Here is a 16,262-nt window from a genome sequence, read left to right as displayed (position 1 = left end):
GCGGCCGCGATCAGCGGGCGCGCTGGCGGAACCGCCGCAGCATCAACACCGCGCCGGTGGCCAGGGCGACGAAGAGCGCGGCCCCGGTCCACAGCTGCTCCGGTGCCGAGTCGTCCTGCGCGCCCGCCACCCGGGCCGTCCACCGCGTCTGCTGCCGGGGTGCGGTGAGACCGAGGGGGTCACTGCCCGCGCCGGTCACGGCATCGTCGTCGGCGGAACCGGGGGCGGGACCGAAGCCGACCACACCCGGCGACGTCGAGTCGTCCAACGGGTTGGTGGTCACCGGAGGCACCTGCGCGGTCAGGGCGGCCACCGGATCCACCACCCCGTACCCGAAGCGGTCGTCGCGCCCGGTCGGGCCGAGGTCACGGGCGGTGGCCAGCAGCCGGTTGACCACCTCGCCGGCGGGCATCCGGGGGTAGCGGGAACGGACCAGCGCGGCGGTGGCGGTGACCAGCGGCGCGGCGAAGCTGGTGCCCTGCACCCGCCAGTACCCACCAGGGGACTTGGCGCCGACCAGCCCGGTCGCGGGGGCGGTCAGCACCGTCGCCCGCCCGGTGATCGAGCCGGACCAGAGGTTGTCGGTGCTGCGCTCCAGGCCGGCGACCGCGATCACGCCGGGCTCGCGGGCCGGGTACCACACCTTGGAGTTGCTGGAGGTGGCCAGGTTGCCGGTGCAGGCGACCACCACCACGTCCCGGGCGAACGCGTAGTCCAGCGCGGCCGCCAGCGCCGGGCTGTCACCACTGCCGCCCAGCGACAGGTTGATCACGCGGGCGCCGTTGTCGACCGCCCAACGGACTCCCTTGGCGACGATCAGCGCGTCGTCGTACCGGTTCTCCTCGTCGAGCACACGCACCGGCAGGATCCGGGCGTCCGGCGCCAGGCCGACCACGCCCCGCTTGTCGTCGTTGCGCCCGGCGATCAGGCCGGCGACGGTGGTGCCGTGCCCCACCGGATCGGGCCCGGCGCCGCCGTCGGGACCCACCAGGTCCTCGCCGGGCAGCACCTGACCGGCCAGGTCGGGATGGTTGGCGTCCACTCCGGAGTCGACCACCGCGACCGTCACGCCCCGTCCCGTCGAGGTGCGCCACGCCGTCTCGGCGCGCAGCTCGTCGAGCTGCCACTGCTCGTCGCGGACCTGGTCGCCGCGGGCCACGCTGTCACCGGGGGCGAACGCGACCGGCGCGCCGGCGAGCTGTCCCCCCGCCGTGGGCACGGCGACGGGCGTGGCGGCTGCGGCCGGGGCGACGACAGCAAGCGCCGCCACCACACCGAGCACGACGCGGCCGGTCGCCCGTCGGGCCGCTGCCGGACCGCTGTGCCGAACCCCAGTCACATCCTCAGCCATTCATCCCGACGGAACCATGACGATCGGAGATTACCGGTTTCCCCACCTGTCACGGGAGGAACCGGGGAGACAGGTCACGGTGGCGGCAGTTGAGCGAGCTGGACGAGGCGTACACCCTCCCGCCGAGTGACCAACCGACCACGCCCCGGCGGCAGCGGCCCGGGCCGGACCGGCCCGACGAGCGCGCCCTCCTCCGGGCTGCCCGCCATCACCAGGCCAGCCGTGGAGAGCTCCCGCAACCGCTGCACGATCGGCTCGTACTGGGCTCGGCCCGCACCGCCGGAGCGGCGGGCCAGCACCAGGTGCAGCCCGACGTCGCGGGCGTGCGGCAGGTGTTCCTCCAGTGCCCGCAACGGGTTCGCCGGCCCGGCCGCCACCAGGTCGTAGTCGTCCACCAGCACGAACAGCTCCGGCCCGGACCACCAGGACCGCTCGCGCAGCTGCTGCGGAGTGACCTCCGGCCCGGGCGCCCGGCGCTCCAGGTAGCCGGCGGCCGACTCGACGAGGTCGGCGGTGTGCGCCGCCGCGGTGCCGTAACCGATCAGGTGCGGCGTCTCGATGACGCCGAGCAGGCTGCGTCGATAGTCGACCAGGATCACCCGGGCCTGCTCCGGGCTGAACCGGGTGATGATCGAGGTGGCCAGCGCGCGCAGGAACGAGGACTTGCCGCACTCCGAGTCACCGAAGACCACGAAGTGCGGCTCGGTGGCGAAGTCGAGCACCACCGGGCGCAGGTCCGCCTCGGCGATCCCGATGGGCAGCCGCAGCCCGGTCGTCGCGGCGAGGTCCAGCTCGGCGTACGGCAGCACCGGCGGTAGCAGCCGGACCCGGGGCGCCGGAGGGCCGGCCCAACCGCCGGCAACCCGCTTGACCAGGTCGGCGGTGTCCCCGCTGGTGAGCTGGGGCAGCGCGGTGAGGAAGTGCAGGCTCTCCGCGGTCACCCCCCGACCGGGGCGCTCCGGCACGTTCGCCGCCGCCCGCCGCGCCACCAGGGAGTCGGACGGGTCGCCGAGCCGCAGCTCCAGCCGTGAGCCGAACAGATCCCGGATCGCCGGGCGGAAGTCCAGCCAGCGCAGCGCCGTTGCGACCACGTGCAGCCCGTACGACAGGCCCCGGGTGGCCAGGTCGGTGACCAGCGGTTCCAGGTCGTCGTACTCGCCGCGCACGGTGCTCCAGCCGTCGATCACCAGGAACACGTCGCCGTACGGGTCGGCGCCCGGCTGGCTGGCGGTCCCCACCGCGGCCCGGCGCTGCCGGTACGCGGCCATCGACTCCACGCCCACCTCGGCGAAGCGGCGTTCCCGGTCGGCCAGCAGGGTGCTCATCTCGCCGACGGTGCGCCGCACGGCGGTCGGGTCGGCGCGGCCCGTCACCCCACCCACGTGCGGCAGGTCGCGCAGCGCGGCCAACCCGCCACCGCCGAAGTCGAGGCAGTAGACCTGCACCTCGGTCGGGGTGTGGGTGAGCGCCAGCGCGCAGATCAGCGTGCGCAACGCGGTCGACTTGCCGCTCTGCGGCGCACCGACCACCGCGACGTGCCCGGCCGCGCCGTCCAGCGCCAGCCAGAGCAGGTCCCGGCGCTGCTCCAGCGGCCTGTCCACCACGGCCACCGGCACCCCGAGCGCGCCGTGCAGCTCGGGGTTGCCCACGCTGAGCCCGCGAGCCGGATCGACCTCGACCTGGCCGAGCAGCTCGTCCAGGGCGGGCGGTTGCCCGAGCGGCGGGAGCCAGACCTGGTGCGCGGGCGGGCCCTGCCCGGCGAGCCGGTCGACCAGCAGGTCGAGCAGGGTCTCCCGGGCACCGTCCTCGTCGGACTCGACGGGCACGGCCGGCGTCGCCGGCTCGGGCACCGGCACGACGTGGGTGGTGAAGGCGAGCAGGCGGGCACCGCCACCGGCGGTGGCGCCGGTCGCCGTGGCTCGGCGGTGGACCGCGCCGGAGACGTACGCGGCCTTGAACCGGGCCAGCGGGTCGGTGCCGGCGCGCAGGTAGCCGTGGCCCGGTGACCGGGGCAGCTCGTGCGCGTCCGGCACCCCGAGCACGGTGCGCGACTCCAGAGCGGAGAAGGTACGCAGACCGATCCGGTACGACAGGTGCGTGTCGAGCCCTCGCAGCCGCCCCTCCTCCAGGCGCTGGCTGGCGAGCAGCAGGTGCACGCCGAGCGACCGGCCGAGCCGGCCGATCTGCACGAACAGGTCGATGAAGTCGGGCTTGGCGGAGAGCAGCTCGGAGAACTCGTCGCAGATCAGCAGCAGCGACGGCAGCGGTGCCAGTGGGCTGCCGGCCGCCCGGGCGCGCTCGTAGTCGCGCACGCTGGCGAAGTTGCCGGCCCGGCGCAGCAGCTCCTGCCGGCGCACCAGCTCCCCGTTGATGGCGTCCACCATCCGGTCGACCAGGGGTAGCGCGTCCGCCAGGTTGGTGATCACGGCGGCGGTGTGCGGCAGCCGGTCGAACGAGGCGAACGTGGCGCCGCCCTTGAAGTCGACGAGCACGAAGTTGAGCTGCTCGGAGCTGTGGGTCGCGGCCAACCCCAGCACCAGCGTGCGGAGCAGCTCGGACTTGCCGGAACCGGTGGCCCCGATGAGCAGGCCGTGCGGGCCCATCCCGTCCTGGGCGGATTCCTTGAGGTCCAGCTCGATGGCCCCGCCGTCGGCGCCCACGCCGATCGGCACCCGCAGCCGGTCCCGCGCCGAGCGCGGCGCCCAGCCCTGCTCGGCGGTGAAGCTCTCCGGGTCGCCGAGGCCGAGCAGCTCGGGCAGGCCCAGGTCGGCCTGGAGCGGGGCGTCCGGGCCACGAGCCGCGCCGGCCAGCCGCAGCGGCGCCAGCCGCCGGGCGACCGCCTCGGCGTCGGCGGGGTCGAGCTGGTCGGCGGTGCCCACCTCGGCGTGCCCCTCGACCGACCAGGAGTGCAGCCGCCGGCCGCGCAGCTCCAGCAGCAGCGCGTACCGGTCGAGCAGGCGCGGCGGCGGAGTGTCCAGGTCCAGGACGGTGACCGCGTCGATGCCGCCGTCGCCGGTCAGGTCGGTGGCGCCGGTCAGGTCGCCGCCGTCGAGGACCACCACCACGTGCGGGCCGTCCGTGGCCGGGCCGACCGGGCTGAACCGGGACCGGCTGGCCAGCACGTCGCCCAGCAGGCGTTCCAGCTCGGCGGCGGAGCTGGCGACCAGCCGTACCGGACCGAGCGCGTCGGTGCGGCCGGGATGGTGGGCGTGCGGAAGCCACTTCACCCACTCCCAGCCGGCCCGGCGTTCCGGCCCGGCGCAGATCGCGACCAGCAGCTCGTCGGGGGCGTGGAAGACGGCCAGCTGGGTCAGCACGGCCCGGACCAGCGCCTGCGCCGCCGGGTCGCCGGTGGGCGGCCCGCCGGAGGCCGGGCCGGTGCGGCTGCCGGCGGTCCGCACGTGCACCCGGGCGAAGCTGCGCAGCGACAGCGCCACCGGCAGGTCCGGCACCACGGAGTACGCGTCCAGGAAGCGGCGCAGCGCGCCGGCGGTCATCGGCTCCAGCTCCTCCAGCGGCCGGGTGACCGGAGGAACGAGCGGGGTGGCCAGCGTCTGCGGCCCGACGGCGACGCGTACCACCGCAAAGTCCGGGTCTGCGGGCCGCCGCTCCCACACCCGGTGGCTGTCCACGGTCGACCACAACCGGCCCGGGTCCGGGTGTCGGTAGTAGAGCCCGGCCCGCTGCTGTCCGGCGGTCTGCCGGACCCGGCGGCGCAGCGTGGCCAGGTGGCGCAGGTACTCGCGGCGGGCGGCCATCATCTCGGACTTCTTCGGGGTGCCCGAGGCGCTGCCCCAGGAGGTCACCAGCATCGCCAGCGAGGACAGCCCGAACATCCCGCCCACCACGTACGAGTAGGCCCCACCGCCCCGGCCGAACATCATCGCCATCGCCACCGTGCCGCCGAGCATGGGCAGCAGCATGAGCATCTGCTGCCACCGCCCTCCGGTCACCGCGGGGATCTCCGGCGGTGCCTCGACCGGCAGTTCGCCGGCGGGGATCTCGGGCGCCGCCCGGCGGGGTGGGCGCTTGATGACGACGGTGGACACTCGGCCTCCTGACTGCGCTGGGTAACCCGAGCCTGGCTCATGGTAGGTAAAGTCCTGTCGTCCGCGCAGCCTCCGACCCCCCTCGATATGGAGATCAATCGATGACAACCGGGCTGGCCCGCGTCACCATCAGCGCTCCGCAACGGCGGGTGGACGTCGCCCTGCCGGAGCAGGTGCCCCTCGCCGAGCTGCTGCCCGACGTGCTCAGGCACGCCGGTGAAGGGCTGGCCGACGACGGTGAGCGGCACGGCGGCTGGGTGCTGCGCCGCACGGACGGCGCACTGCTGGCGACCGCCCAGGCGCTGCTGCCGCAGGGCGTCCGCGACGGTGAGGTGCTGCACCTGGTGCCGGCCCGCGCCCACTGGCCCGAGCTGGAGTACGACGACGTGGTGGAGGCGATCGCCGACGGTGCCCGCCGCCGGGGCGGGGCATGGTCGCCCGCCGCCACCCGGGCGGCCGGCCTGGCCGGCGCCGCCGTGCCGCTCGGCGTCGGGCTGCTCGCCCTGCTCACCGGCGCACCGGCGCACCGGCCCGGCTGGCTGGCGGCGGCCGTCGTGGCGCTGCTGCTCACCGTGGCCGGCACGGTCGCGTCCCGTGCCAACGGGGACGGCACCGCCGGGGCGACGCTCGGCGGCTACGCCCTGCCGTACGCGTTCGCTGCCGGCGCCCTCGCCGTCGGCTCGGGCGACCCGGTCGGGCCGCTCGGCCCGGCGCGCTGGGTCGGTGCCCCCGAGCTGCTGGCCGGTTCGGTGGCGCTGCTGTTGGTCGCACTGCTCGGGCTGCTCGGCGTGGCCAGCCGGCTGCGGGTCTTCGTGGCCGGCGTCACGGTCGGCCTGATCGGTGCCGGTGCGGCGCTCGGCGGGCTGCTGCTGACCCCGGCCGGCACGGCCGCGGTGCTGCTCAGCGCGCTGGTGTTCGCCGTCGGGGTGATCCCGCTGCTGGCCATCCGGTTGGGCAAGCTGCCGTTGCCGCCGATCACCCTGCCGGCCGCCGCCCCCGCCGGGGAGCCGGAGCGGATTCGGGACCTGCCGGACCGTGGTCGGGTGCACGCGGCGGTGACCCGCACCGAGGAGATGCTCACCGGGATGCTGCTCGGGCACGCCCTGCTGGCGGTGGCCGCGGCGGCGGTGCTCGGGCTGGCGGGCGGGATGGCCGGCCGGGTGCTGGTGGCCGTGGCCTCGGCCGTGCTGCTGCTGCGGTCGCGGCTGTTCGTGGCGCTGCGGCACCGGGTGCCGCCGGTGCTCGCCGGGCTGGCCGGCTACGCGATCCTGGGCGCGGTGCTGGTGGGCCGGGCCGATGACACCGGGCGGCTGGCGCTGGTCCTCGGCGGCGCCGCGCTGGCACTGGTGGCTGTCGCGGCCGGCACCGGGTACTCCCGCCGGCCGGTCTCGCCGTACGTGGGCCGAGTGGCGGACCTCGCCGACACGGCCCTGGTGGTCGCCGTGGTGCCGGTCGCCTGCGCGGTGCTCGACCTGTACGACCGGGCCCGGGGGCTGCTCGGTTGAGCGGCCCCCGGGCCCGGTGCGTCAGTGCTCGTCAGTGGGCGGTTTCGCCGCGCGCCTCGGCGTCGCGGGCCCGCTGGTAGGAGGCGTGGATCTCGGCCTCGGCCTCGGTGCGGCCGACCCAGGTTGCGCCCTCCACCGACTTGCCCGGCTCCAGGTCCTTGTACACCTCGAAGAAGTGCTGGATCTCCAGCCGGTCGAACTCGCCCAGGTGGTGGATGTCACGCAGGTGCTCCTGGCGCGGGTCCTCGTAGGGCACGCAGAGCACCTTGTCGTCGCCGCCCTTTTCGTCCGTCATCCGGAACATGCCGATGGTGCGGCAGCGGATCAGACAGCCCGGGAAGGTCGGCTCGGGCACCAGCACGAGAGCGTCCAGCGGGTCGCCGTCCTCTCCCAGGGTGCCCTCGATGAACCCGTAGTCGGCCGGGTACTGGGTGGAGGTGAAGAGGGTGCGATCCAGCCGGATCCGGCCGGTCTTGTGGTCCACCTCGTACTTGTTCCGGTGACCTTTGGGGATCTCAACCGTCACGTCGAAATCCATCTGCACGCTCCCTCGTCTGCCCACGCTGGCTAACGGAAACCACTGGCGGCCCCCCGGACAGGTGAATGCCCACCCGCCGACTCCGGCCGCCGCATAGTCTTCGGACCGAAGTAGTGTCACCCAAGCCGATTTTCGCTGGGGGAGGAGGGGGTCGTGGGGAGGGAAGATTCACACTACCGCCCGGACGGGGGCGACGCGCGCGGTAACGGACGATCCGGCTCCGGCGGTGCCACCGGGCGTGTCCCGGTGCCTGACGCCCACCTTCCTCGGGCGGCCGGCCCGTCGGCCCAGAGCCCGGAGACGGGGCCTGAGCGTGCCGCACCGCTGCCCTGGCGTCCGCCGGCAGGGTCGGCGCCCACCGGCCCGAGCACCGGTCGGTTCCCGGTCCTCGGCGGTGATCGACCCACGAGCGCCCCGCCGATCGGGAGGGCGACGATCCCGACCAGCCCGGTGTCCGGCGACGGCCCGAACCCTCGGGTCCCGACCGGAGTCCCGCCGCTGGGTCCGCCGATCTCCGCGCTGCCGGCTCCGGCGGGCACCCAACCGCCCACCGCCCCGCCGCCCGCGTCCGCCGCGCCACGCCGCCGACGGCTCCCGGTCGTGCTGACCCTGGTGGTGCTCCTGGTGCTCGCCGGTGTCGGGGTCTTCGTGACCCGGCCCGGCCCGGTCGCCGGCTGGCTGGGCGACGACGCCGAGCCGGCGCCGGCCGCCGCCGGCGCGACTCCGGAGCCCGACCCGTCGGAGGTGCTGGCCGCGTCGGACCCGAACGCCCCGCTGCCCACCCCCGAGGGCGTACGCGCCGCACTGGACCCGCTGGTCACCGCCGCCCCCCTGGGCGACCGGGTGAACGTCTCGGTGGCCGACGTGACCTCCGGCCAGACGCTGTTCGCCAAGGGGGCGGACGACGGCACCGTGCCCGCCTCGGTGACCAAGCTGGCGACCGGGGTGACCGTGCTGGCCGCCCGCGGGCCCGGGTACCGGATCCCCACCCGCGCGGTGGCCGGTGCGAAGGCTGGCGAGGTCGTGATCGTCGGCGGCGGGGATCCCACCCTCGCGGTCGACAAGAAGGGCTACTACCCGGGGGCGGCGCGCCTCGACGACCTGGCCGCCCAGGTGCGCACCGCGCTCGGCGGCACCGCCCCGACCAGCGTCATCGTGGACGGCTCGGTCTACTCCGGCCCGGTCTACGGCCCGGGCTGGGACGACGACATCCCCACCGGCGGGTACGGCGGCGCGATGACCGCGCTGATGACCGACGGCGCGCGCAAGGACCCGGGTGCCGAGAGCGGTGGCGCCGAGCGGGTCGCCGAGCCGGACCTGGCGGCCGGCCGGTCGTTCGCCCGACTGCTCGGCGTACCGGCCAGCGCCGTCAAGCGCGGTACGGCCCCGGCGCAGGCCCCCGCCACCGGAGGCACTCCGGCGCCGGGCAGCGAGCTCGGCGTGGTGCAGTCTCCGCCGCTGATCCGGCTGGTCGACATCATGATCAGCGAGAGCGACAACCTGGTGGCCGAGGGCCTCGCCCGCCAGGTCGCGCTGGCCCGCAATCAGCCGGCCTCCTTCGACGGGGCGGCCGCCGCGATGGACGCGGAGGTCGCCGAGCTGGGCCTGCCCGCCGACGAGATCACCCTCTCCGACGGCAGCGGGCTGTCCCGCCGCAACCGGATCAGCCCGTCGCTGCTGACCGACCTGATCCGGTTGGCCGCCAGCCCGGACCATCCGGAGTTGGCCGGCATCTTCGGTGGCCTTCCGGTGGGTGGCTGGTCCGGCACCCTGGACGACCGCTACCGGGGCGCTCCCGGCACCGCCGCCGGGGCGGGTGCCGTGCGGGCCAAGACCGGCACCCTGACCGGCGTGCACTCCATCGCGGGCCTGGTCACCACGGCCGACGGCCGTCTGCTCACCTTCGCGGTGCTCACCGACCACGCGTCCGGCGGCACGGACACCGCCCAACCGGCGCTGGACCGGATCACCGCCGCGCTGGCCGGCTGCGGCTGCGCCTGACGGCCGTCGTCCCGGCGTTGCCCCCGGTCGACCGAGCCGGGAGGACCGTCGAGCGCCGACGCGAGCCCGGGCCGGGGTGTTGCGGCGCGGGTACGGTGGGTCCATGGCGCAGTTCGTGGACTGGGATCTGGCCGCCGCGACCGCGGGGGCGTTGAGCAAGTCGGGCCCTCGGGTGTCGTACGCCGAGGCCACCGACGTGGTCGGCGACCTGCGTCGGCTGACCGACGAGGCGGCCGGGCACGTGGCCGACTACACGGGGCTGCGGGCGCAGGTGTCCCACCCGCCGGTGCGGGTGGTCGACCGCCGGGACTGGGCCGCCGCCAACATCGCCGGGCTGCGTGAGGTGATCACCCCGCTGGTCAGCCGGCTCTCCGGCGACAAGCAGCCCGGTGCCCTGACCGAGGCGATCGGGTCGCGGCTGACCGGCGTGCAGGCCGGCACCGTGCTGGCGTACCTCTCCGGCCGGGTCCTCGGCCAGTACGAGGTCTTCTCCGCCGACCCGGGCCAGCTGCTGCTGGTCGCGCCGAACATCGTCGAGGTGGAGCGGAAGCTGGGCGCGGACCCGCGGGACTTCCGGCTCTGGGTGTGCCTGCACGAGGTCACCCACCGCACCCAGTTCACCGCCGTGCCGTGGATGCGGGCCTACTTCCTGAGCGAGGTGCAGGCGTTCGTGGACGCCTCGTCCAGCGGTGGCGAGCACCTGGTCGAGCGGCTGGGGCGCGGGGTGGCCACCCTGTCCGACGCGGTCCGCGACCCGGAGAGCCGCACCAGCGTCCTGGACATCGTGCAGACCCCTGCCCAGCGGGCCGTACTCGATCGGCTCACCGCGCTGATGACCCTGCTGGAGGGGCACGCCGAGTTCGTGATGGACGGCGTCGGGCCGCAGGTCATCCCGAGCGTGGAGCGGATCCGGGCGTCGTTCAACCGCCGCCGCGAGGCGGGCAACCCGCTGGAGAAGGCGATCCGCCGGCTGCTCGGGGTGGACGTCAAGATGCGCCAGTACGCCGAGGGGCGCAAGTTCGTGCACGGCGTGGTCGAGCGGGTCGGTATGGAGGGCTTCAACTCGATCTTCAACTCGCCGCTCACCCTGCCGCGCCTGTCCGAGCTGGGCGACCCGGATGCCTGGGTGGCCCGGGTGCACGGCCCGGCCGGCACCGTCCCGGCCGCCGGCTGACCGTCCGCCGGTGGCCGCGCTCGCCCCGCCGGTGGCGGCGATCCGGGTGGCGGTCCGTCGCGCGCTGACCGGCCTGCCGTCCGGCGGGCCGGTGCTGGTCGCCTGCTCGGGCGGGGCCGACTCGCTCGCCCTGGCGGCGGCCACCGTGTTCGTGGCGCCCCGGCTGGGCCGGACCGCCGGCCTGGTGACCGTCGACCACGGCCTGCAGACCGGTTCGGCACAACGGGCCGAGGCGGTGGCCGCCTGGGCCAGGAAGGCCGGGTTCGCGCCGGTGACGGTGGCCCGGGTCGAGGTCGCCGGGCGGGTGGGCGGGCCGGAGGCGGCCGCCCGGGAGGCCCGCTACGAGGCGTTGACCGAGGTGGCCCGGCAGCACGGCGCCGTCGCGGTCCTGACCGGGCACACCCGCGACGACCAGGCGGAGACCGTGCTGCTCGCGCTCGCCCGGGGCGCGGGTCCGCGCGGGCTGGCCGGGATGCCCGCCCGGCGCGAGCTGGCCGGGGTGCCGCTGCTGCGCCCGCTGCTGACGGTCGGCCGGGACGAGACGCGGGCCGCGTGTGCCGTGCTCGGGCTGACCGCGTGGGAGGACCCGCACAACACCGACCCGTCGTACGCCCGGTCCCGGGTACGGGCCGACGTGCTGCCGGCGCTGGTCGGGGCGCTCGGGCCGGGGGTCCTGGACAACCTGGCGCGTACCGCCCTGCTGGTGGCGGCAGACAACGCCGCACTGGACGAGTTGGCGGAGACGGCGCTGGCGGCGGCCCGGTGTTCCGACGGTGGGCTTTCCGTGTCGGCGCTGGCCGGCCTGGTTCCCGCGGTGCGCGGCCGTGTGCTGCACACCTGGGCGCGTGAGCTGGGCGCCCCGCCGGGTGCCCTCTCGCACCGGCACGTCGCCGCGCTGGACGCCCTGATCACCGAGTGGCACGGTCAGGGCCCCGCCGACCTGCCCGGGGGTGTTCGGGTGCTCCGCCGTGACGGCCGGCTGTCGCCGGTGAATCCCAGCTGATCCGCCACCGGTCCGCGCCTCGAACGCCCCCCGCCGAAGACCCGCCCCACCACCCTGCGGTCCCTTTGCTCTGCTTCAACCGGCGCAACACTTGTCGAGCCGCGATGGTGCGTGGGTTGAAGCTGAGCAAAGGCTGCCGGTGGTGCACCAGGGGTCGGCCACCTGCCCTGGTCATCTGGCTCTACGAGGCGGTGCCGGCTGGCTTCAGGCGCTGTGCGCCCGGTCGCGAAAGGTGGTCCGGTAACTGTGCGGGGTGGCGCCGACGCGGCGGCTGAAGTGGTGGCGCAGTGCCGCCGCGTCGGTGAAGCCGGCCTGGTCGGCGACCGCCTCCACGCTCAGCGGGGTCTCCTCCAGCAACCGCCGGGCGAGCAGCACCCGCTGGTTGGTGAGCCAGTCGTGCGGGGTGGTGCCGGTCTCGGCCCGGAACCGCCGGGCGAACGTGCGGGGCGCCATGCCGGCCCTGGCGGCCAGCTCCTCCACCGTGATCGTCCGGTCCAGGTGCCCCATCAGCCACTCCAGCACCGGCTCCAGGGTGGGCGCCTCGGGGGCCTTCGGGATGGGCGCCTCGACGTACTGCGACTGGCCGCCGTCGCGGTGCGGCGGGACGACCATCCGCCGGGCCAGCCGGGTCGCGGTGGCCGAGCCGTGCTCCTGGCGGATCAGGTGCAGGCAGGCGTCGATGCCGGCCGCGGTGCCGGCGCTGGTGAGCAGGCGACCGTCCTGGACGTAGAGCGAGTTGCAGCGGACCCGGGCGCGCGGGTGCCGGTCCTGCAGCTCGTCCACGTACCGCCAGTGGGTGGTGCACTCCCGGTCGTCCAGCAGCCCGGCCTCGCCGAGCAGGAAGGCCCCCGAGCAGACGCTGAACAGGTACGCGCCGCGCGCGTCGGCCCGGCGTAGGGCGTCGAGCACCGGACCCGGGACGGTGGTGCCCTGGCTGTGGGCCGGTACGGCCACCAGGTCAGCGTCCTCCACCGGGCCGAGATCGGCGTGCGGGGTGAGGTGGAAGCCGGACGAGGTGCGTACGGGCGCGCCGTCCGGGCTGCACACGTGGAAGCGGTAACCGGGGAATCCGTCGGCCGTCCGGTCGGTGCCGAACACCTCGGCGAGCACGCCGAGCTCGAACGGAGCGACCTGGTCGAGGGCGAGGACGGCCACGGAGCGAAGCATGTGACGAGGGTAACCCAACAGGTGGCAGGAAATCGATGCCCGATGGCATCTCTGCCGCTGTCCGGTCGGCGCGAGTCGTCGCAGACTGGTCTCAGTCCGGTGCGCACCGGCGGCGAAACCGACAGCAATCATGCGAAAGTGAGCGCCGCCATGGAGTTCCTGCTCTTCCTCCTGTTCCTCGTCCTGCTCGTCGCCGCCTCGGCCTCCGGCCTCACCGCCGACAGCCACGATTCGGCCGACTGGAAGCCCAGCGATGACGGCCGCCGCTGGCGGTCCCGTACCAGCTGATGTGTTTGGTGGTTTTTGCGGCGAAAATCCCTGGCGGGACCGCGCCAAAAGGTGCGGCCCCGCCGACGGAGGCCATCCGACGTACGGCAGGCTAGGAGTCATGGCTGATGGCTCCTGGTACGACGCCGACATCGACCACGTGATCATCTCCGAGGCGCAGATCCGCGAGAAGACGGCGGAACTGGCCAAGCAGGTCTCCGCGGACTACGCCCACGTGGGCGACGGGCTGCTGCTGGTCTGCGTGCTCAAGGGCGCGGTGATGTTCATGGCCGACTTCGCCCGGGCGCTGGGCCGCAACGGCCCCCCGGCCGAACTCGACTTCATGGCCATCTCCTCCTACGGCCAGGGCACCACCTCCTCCGGCGTGGTCCGCATCCTCAAGGACCTGGACCGGGACATCGCCGGCCGGCACGTGGTGGTCGTCGAGGACATCGTCGACTCCGGGCTGACCCTTTCCTGGCTGCTGCGCTACCTGGAGTCCCGTTCCGCGGCGAGCGTCGAGGTGGTCGCGCTGTTCCGCAAGCCGGACGCGGTCAAGGTGCCCGTCCCGGTGAAGTACGTCGGTTTCGACATCCCGACCGAGTTCGTGGTCGGCTACGGCCTGGACTTCGGTGAGCGCTACCGGGAGCTGCCGTACGTCGGGGTGCTCAAGCCCGAGGTGTACGCCCGCAACTGACGGCGGCTCGGCCCGCGCGCCCGGGCGGCGTGAGGCCAACTCGCATCGGCATCCGTCAAGCCGACGTTCAGCGCACTCTCAGGTGTTGCGGTTACCGTGGAGCACGGTGGCGCGGAGGCTCATCCGCGCCCGACCCCCTCGACCGCGTGACCGGGCGTTCGGGTGGGCGGGCCGGACTCTCCGCCACGCCGGCTTCTGCCCGGACCCGCCGTACGTGTCGGTGCGGGGCTGGCGAGCCTGCCCACGGTGCGCGCCGTCGATGGCGAACGTGCGCCGAGTGCGGGGCTCGCAAGCTCACTCCTCGCGTACACGGTGTACCGTCGAATGACCGCGGCGCGGCAGTTTGCGCGCTTCGGGGTCGAGGCCGGCCCGCACGGCGGCTCCGGCCGCCGCTCATCGCGGCAACACCATCAGACGGTCAGGACGTCGATCAGGAGGATGCGGGCGCTCCGGCGCTCGACAACAGTATGGAACGTACGCGTTTCTTCCGCCGACCGGTGGTCTGGATCATCCTGGTCATCCTCGGCGCCGTTGTGCTCAGTCAGTTGTTCACCGCTGGTCCCAGCTACCACCGCGTGGACACTTCCGTTGCGCTCGACCAGCTCCACACCGCCAAGATCAATAAGGTCGTCTTCCAGGACAAGGAGCAGACGCTCCAGCTCGACCTGGCCCAGAAGACGAAGTTCGGCGAGACCACCACCAACAAGATCGAGGCCCAGTTCCCGTACCAGGCCGGCGACCAGGTCTGGAACGAGGTGCTGGACGCCAAGGCGAACAACCGGGTCACCGGCCCGGCCGACGCCAAGGTCTCGTCGGACAGCATCTGGGTGAGCCTGCTGGTCAACCTGCTGCCGATCGCGCTGCTCGTGCTCCTGCTGCTGTTCTTCATGTCGCAGATGCAGGGCGGCGGCTCCCGGGTGCTCAACTTCGGCAAGTCCAAGGCGAAGATGATCACCAAGGACACTCCGAAGACGACCTTCGCGGACGTCGCGGGTGCCGAGGAGGCCGTCGAGGAGCTGCACGAGATCAAGGACTTCCTGCAGAACCCGGCGAAGTACCAGGCCCTGGGCGCCAAGATCCCGAAGGGCGTGCTGTTGTTCGGCCCGCCCGGCACCGGCAAGACTCTGCTGGCCCGCGCGGTCGCCGGCGAGGCCGGGGTGCCCTTCTACTCCATCTCTGGTTCCGACTTCGTCGAGATGTTCGTCGGTGTCGGCGCCAGCCGAGTCCGTGACCTCTTCGAGCAGGCCAAGGCGAACGCCCCGGCGATCGTCTTCGTCGACGAGATCGACGCCGTCGGCCGGCACCGTGGCGCCGGCATGGGCGGCGGTCACGACGAGCGCGAGCAGACGCTCAACCAGCTGCTCGTCGAGATGGACGGCTTCGACACCAAGGGCGGGGTCATCCTGATCGCGGCCACCAACCGGCCGGACATCCTCGACCCGGCGCTGCTGCGTCCGGGCCGGTTCGACCGGCAGATCCCGGTGGACGCCCCCGACATGGAGGGTCGCAAGGCCATCCTGCGGGTGCACGCCAAGGGCAAGCCGTTCACCCCCGACGTCGACCTCGACTCGGTGGCACGGCGTACCCCGGGCTTCAGCGGCGCCGACCTGGCCAACGTGATCAACGAGTCGGCCCTGCTCACCGCCCGCAAGGACCAGCGGGCGATCAGCAACGACTCGCTCGAAGAGTCGATCGACCGTGTGATCGCCGGTCCGCAGCGGCGGACCCGGGTGATGAGCGACCAGGAAAAGAAGATCACCGCGTACCACGAGGGTGGGCACGCGCTGGTCGCCTGGGCGCTGCCGCACGCCGCGCCGGTGCACAAGGTGACGATCCTGTCGCGTGGCCGCTCGCTGGGCCACACCCTGGTGCTCCCCACGGAGGACAAGTACACCCAGACCCGCGCCGAGATGATCGACACCCTGGCGTACGCGCTGGGCGGTCGGGCCGCCGAGGAACTGGTCTTCCACGAGCCCACCACGGGTGCCGGCAACGACATCGAGAAGGCCACCCAACTGGCCCGCGCGATGATCACCCAGTACGGCATGAGCTCCAAGCTCGGTGCGATCAAGTACGGCACCAGCGGGGACGAGCCGTTCCTCGGCCGCAACATGGGCCACGAGCGGGACTACTCGGACTCGGTGGCCGCAGAGATCGACGGCGAGATGCGGGCGCTGGTCGAGCTGGCGCACGACGAGGCCTGGGAGATTCTGGTCGAGTACCGGGACGTCCTGGACAGCATCGTGCTCGAGCTGATGGAGAAGGAAACCCTCTCCACCGCCGACATGGCCCGGATCTGCGCGCGGGTGGTCAAGCGCCCGCCGCTGGCGCCGTACAACGGCTTCGGCAAGCGCCAGCCCTCCACCGAGCCGCCCGTGCTCACGCCCGCGGAGAAGGACAAGCTCAAGGCACAGGCCCAGGCCGACGGCGCGCAGGCGGCGGTCGGCGGCGGCTCCACCGGATCGAACAACTCGGACGGTACGCACTGAGCAACGACTCGACGGCCAGCT

At 73.9% G+C, this 16,262-nt stretch carries 11 protein-coding genes; 7 read left to right on the top strand and 4 right to left on the bottom strand.

From position 1 onward, the window contains the following. Positions 1 to 10 precede the first annotated feature (10 nt). Together mycP and eccCa are read right to left on the bottom strand one after the other, a co-directional pair. Complete coding sequence (mycP, locus tag M8C17_RS16555) at positions 11 to 1,351, bottom strand: type VII secretion-associated serine protease mycosin (RefSeq protein WP_252417365.1); 1,341 nt, start codon at positions 1,349 to 1,351, stop codon at positions 11 to 13. 74 nt (positions 1,352 to 1,425) lie between these two features. Next, complete coding sequence (gene eccCa, locus M8C17_RS16550; protein ID WP_252417364.1) at positions 1,426 to 5,400, bottom strand: type VII secretion protein EccCa; 3,975 nt, start codon at positions 5,398 to 5,400, stop codon at positions 1,426 to 1,428. Between the two features lie 101 nt (positions 5,401 to 5,501). Here eccCa and eccD point away from each other — a divergent pair, with 101 nt between their 5' ends. After that, positions 5,502 to 6,905, top strand: coding sequence for a type VII secretion integral membrane protein EccD (gene eccD, locus M8C17_RS16545; protein ID WP_252417363.1), 1,404 nt, complete (start codon positions 5,502 to 5,504; stop codon positions 6,903 to 6,905). A gap of 31 nt (positions 6,906 to 6,936) precedes the next feature. On the opposite strand, the gene M8C17_RS16540 is transcribed toward eccD, so the two are convergent. Continuing rightward, on the bottom strand, positions 6,937 to 7,443 hold the full coding sequence (locus tag M8C17_RS16540) for an inorganic diphosphatase (protein WP_252417362.1): 507 nt from the start codon (positions 7,441 to 7,443) through the stop codon (positions 6,937 to 6,939). A 519-nt stretch (positions 7,444 to 7,962) separates the two neighbouring features. Here M8C17_RS16540 and dacB point away from each other — a divergent pair. The 3 genes from dacB (at position 7,963) to tilS (ending at position 11,621) form a co-directional block, all read left to right on the top strand. Then, positions 7,963 to 9,444, top strand: a complete 1,482-nt coding sequence (gene dacB, locus M8C17_RS16535; protein WP_374558563.1) for a D-alanyl-D-alanine carboxypeptidase/D-alanyl-D-alanine-endopeptidase — start codon at positions 7,963 to 7,965, stop codon at positions 9,442 to 9,444. A gap of 103 nt (positions 9,445 to 9,547) precedes the next feature. Further along, complete coding sequence (locus tag M8C17_RS16530) at positions 9,548 to 10,618, top strand: zinc-dependent metalloprotease (protein WP_252417360.1); 1,071 nt, start codon at positions 9,548 to 9,550, stop codon at positions 10,616 to 10,618. 10 nt (positions 10,619 to 10,628) lie between these two features. Continuing rightward, a complete protein-coding gene (gene tilS / locus M8C17_RS16525) occupies positions 10,629 to 11,621 on the top strand; it encodes a tRNA lysidine(34) synthetase TilS (RefSeq protein WP_252417359.1) in 993 nt (330 codons plus the stop codon). 204 nt (positions 11,622 to 11,825) lie between these two features. On the opposite strand, the gene M8C17_RS16520 is transcribed toward tilS, so the two are convergent. After that, positions 11,826 to 12,788, bottom strand: coding sequence for a GlxA family transcriptional regulator (locus M8C17_RS16520; protein ID WP_252417358.1), 963 nt, complete (start codon positions 12,786 to 12,788; stop codon positions 11,826 to 11,828). 138 nt (positions 12,789 to 12,926) lie between these two features. On the opposite strand from M8C17_RS16520, the gene M8C17_RS16515 reads away from it, so the two are divergent. The 3 genes from M8C17_RS16515 (at position 12,927) to ftsH (ending at position 16,241) form a co-directional block, all read left to right on the top strand. Continuing rightward, a complete protein-coding gene (locus M8C17_RS16515; protein WP_252417357.1) occupies positions 12,927 to 13,076 on the top strand; it encodes a hypothetical protein in 150 nt (49 codons plus the stop codon). A gap of 100 nt (positions 13,077 to 13,176) precedes the next feature. Continuing rightward, positions 13,177 to 13,752: a hypoxanthine phosphoribosyltransferase gene (gene hpt / locus M8C17_RS16510; protein WP_252417356.1), complete on the top strand. Its 576-nt coding sequence runs from the start codon at positions 13,177 to 13,179 to the stop codon at positions 13,750 to 13,752. Positions 13,753 to 14,219: 467 nt separating this feature from the next. Beyond that, on the top strand, positions 14,220 to 16,241 hold the full coding sequence (gene ftsH, locus M8C17_RS16505; RefSeq protein ID WP_252417355.1) for an ATP-dependent zinc metalloprotease FtsH: 2,022 nt from the start codon (positions 14,220 to 14,222) through the stop codon (positions 16,239 to 16,241). Positions 16,242 to 16,262 lie beyond the last annotated feature (21 nt).

Source organism: Micromonospora sp. RHAY321, from assembly GCF_023896955.1.
GTDB lineage: Bacteria > Actinomycetota > Actinomycetes > Mycobacteriales > Micromonosporaceae > Micromonospora.
The sequence above is the reverse complement of the archived record's forward strand: the minus strand, read 5'-3'. Positions and strand labels throughout refer to the sequence as shown.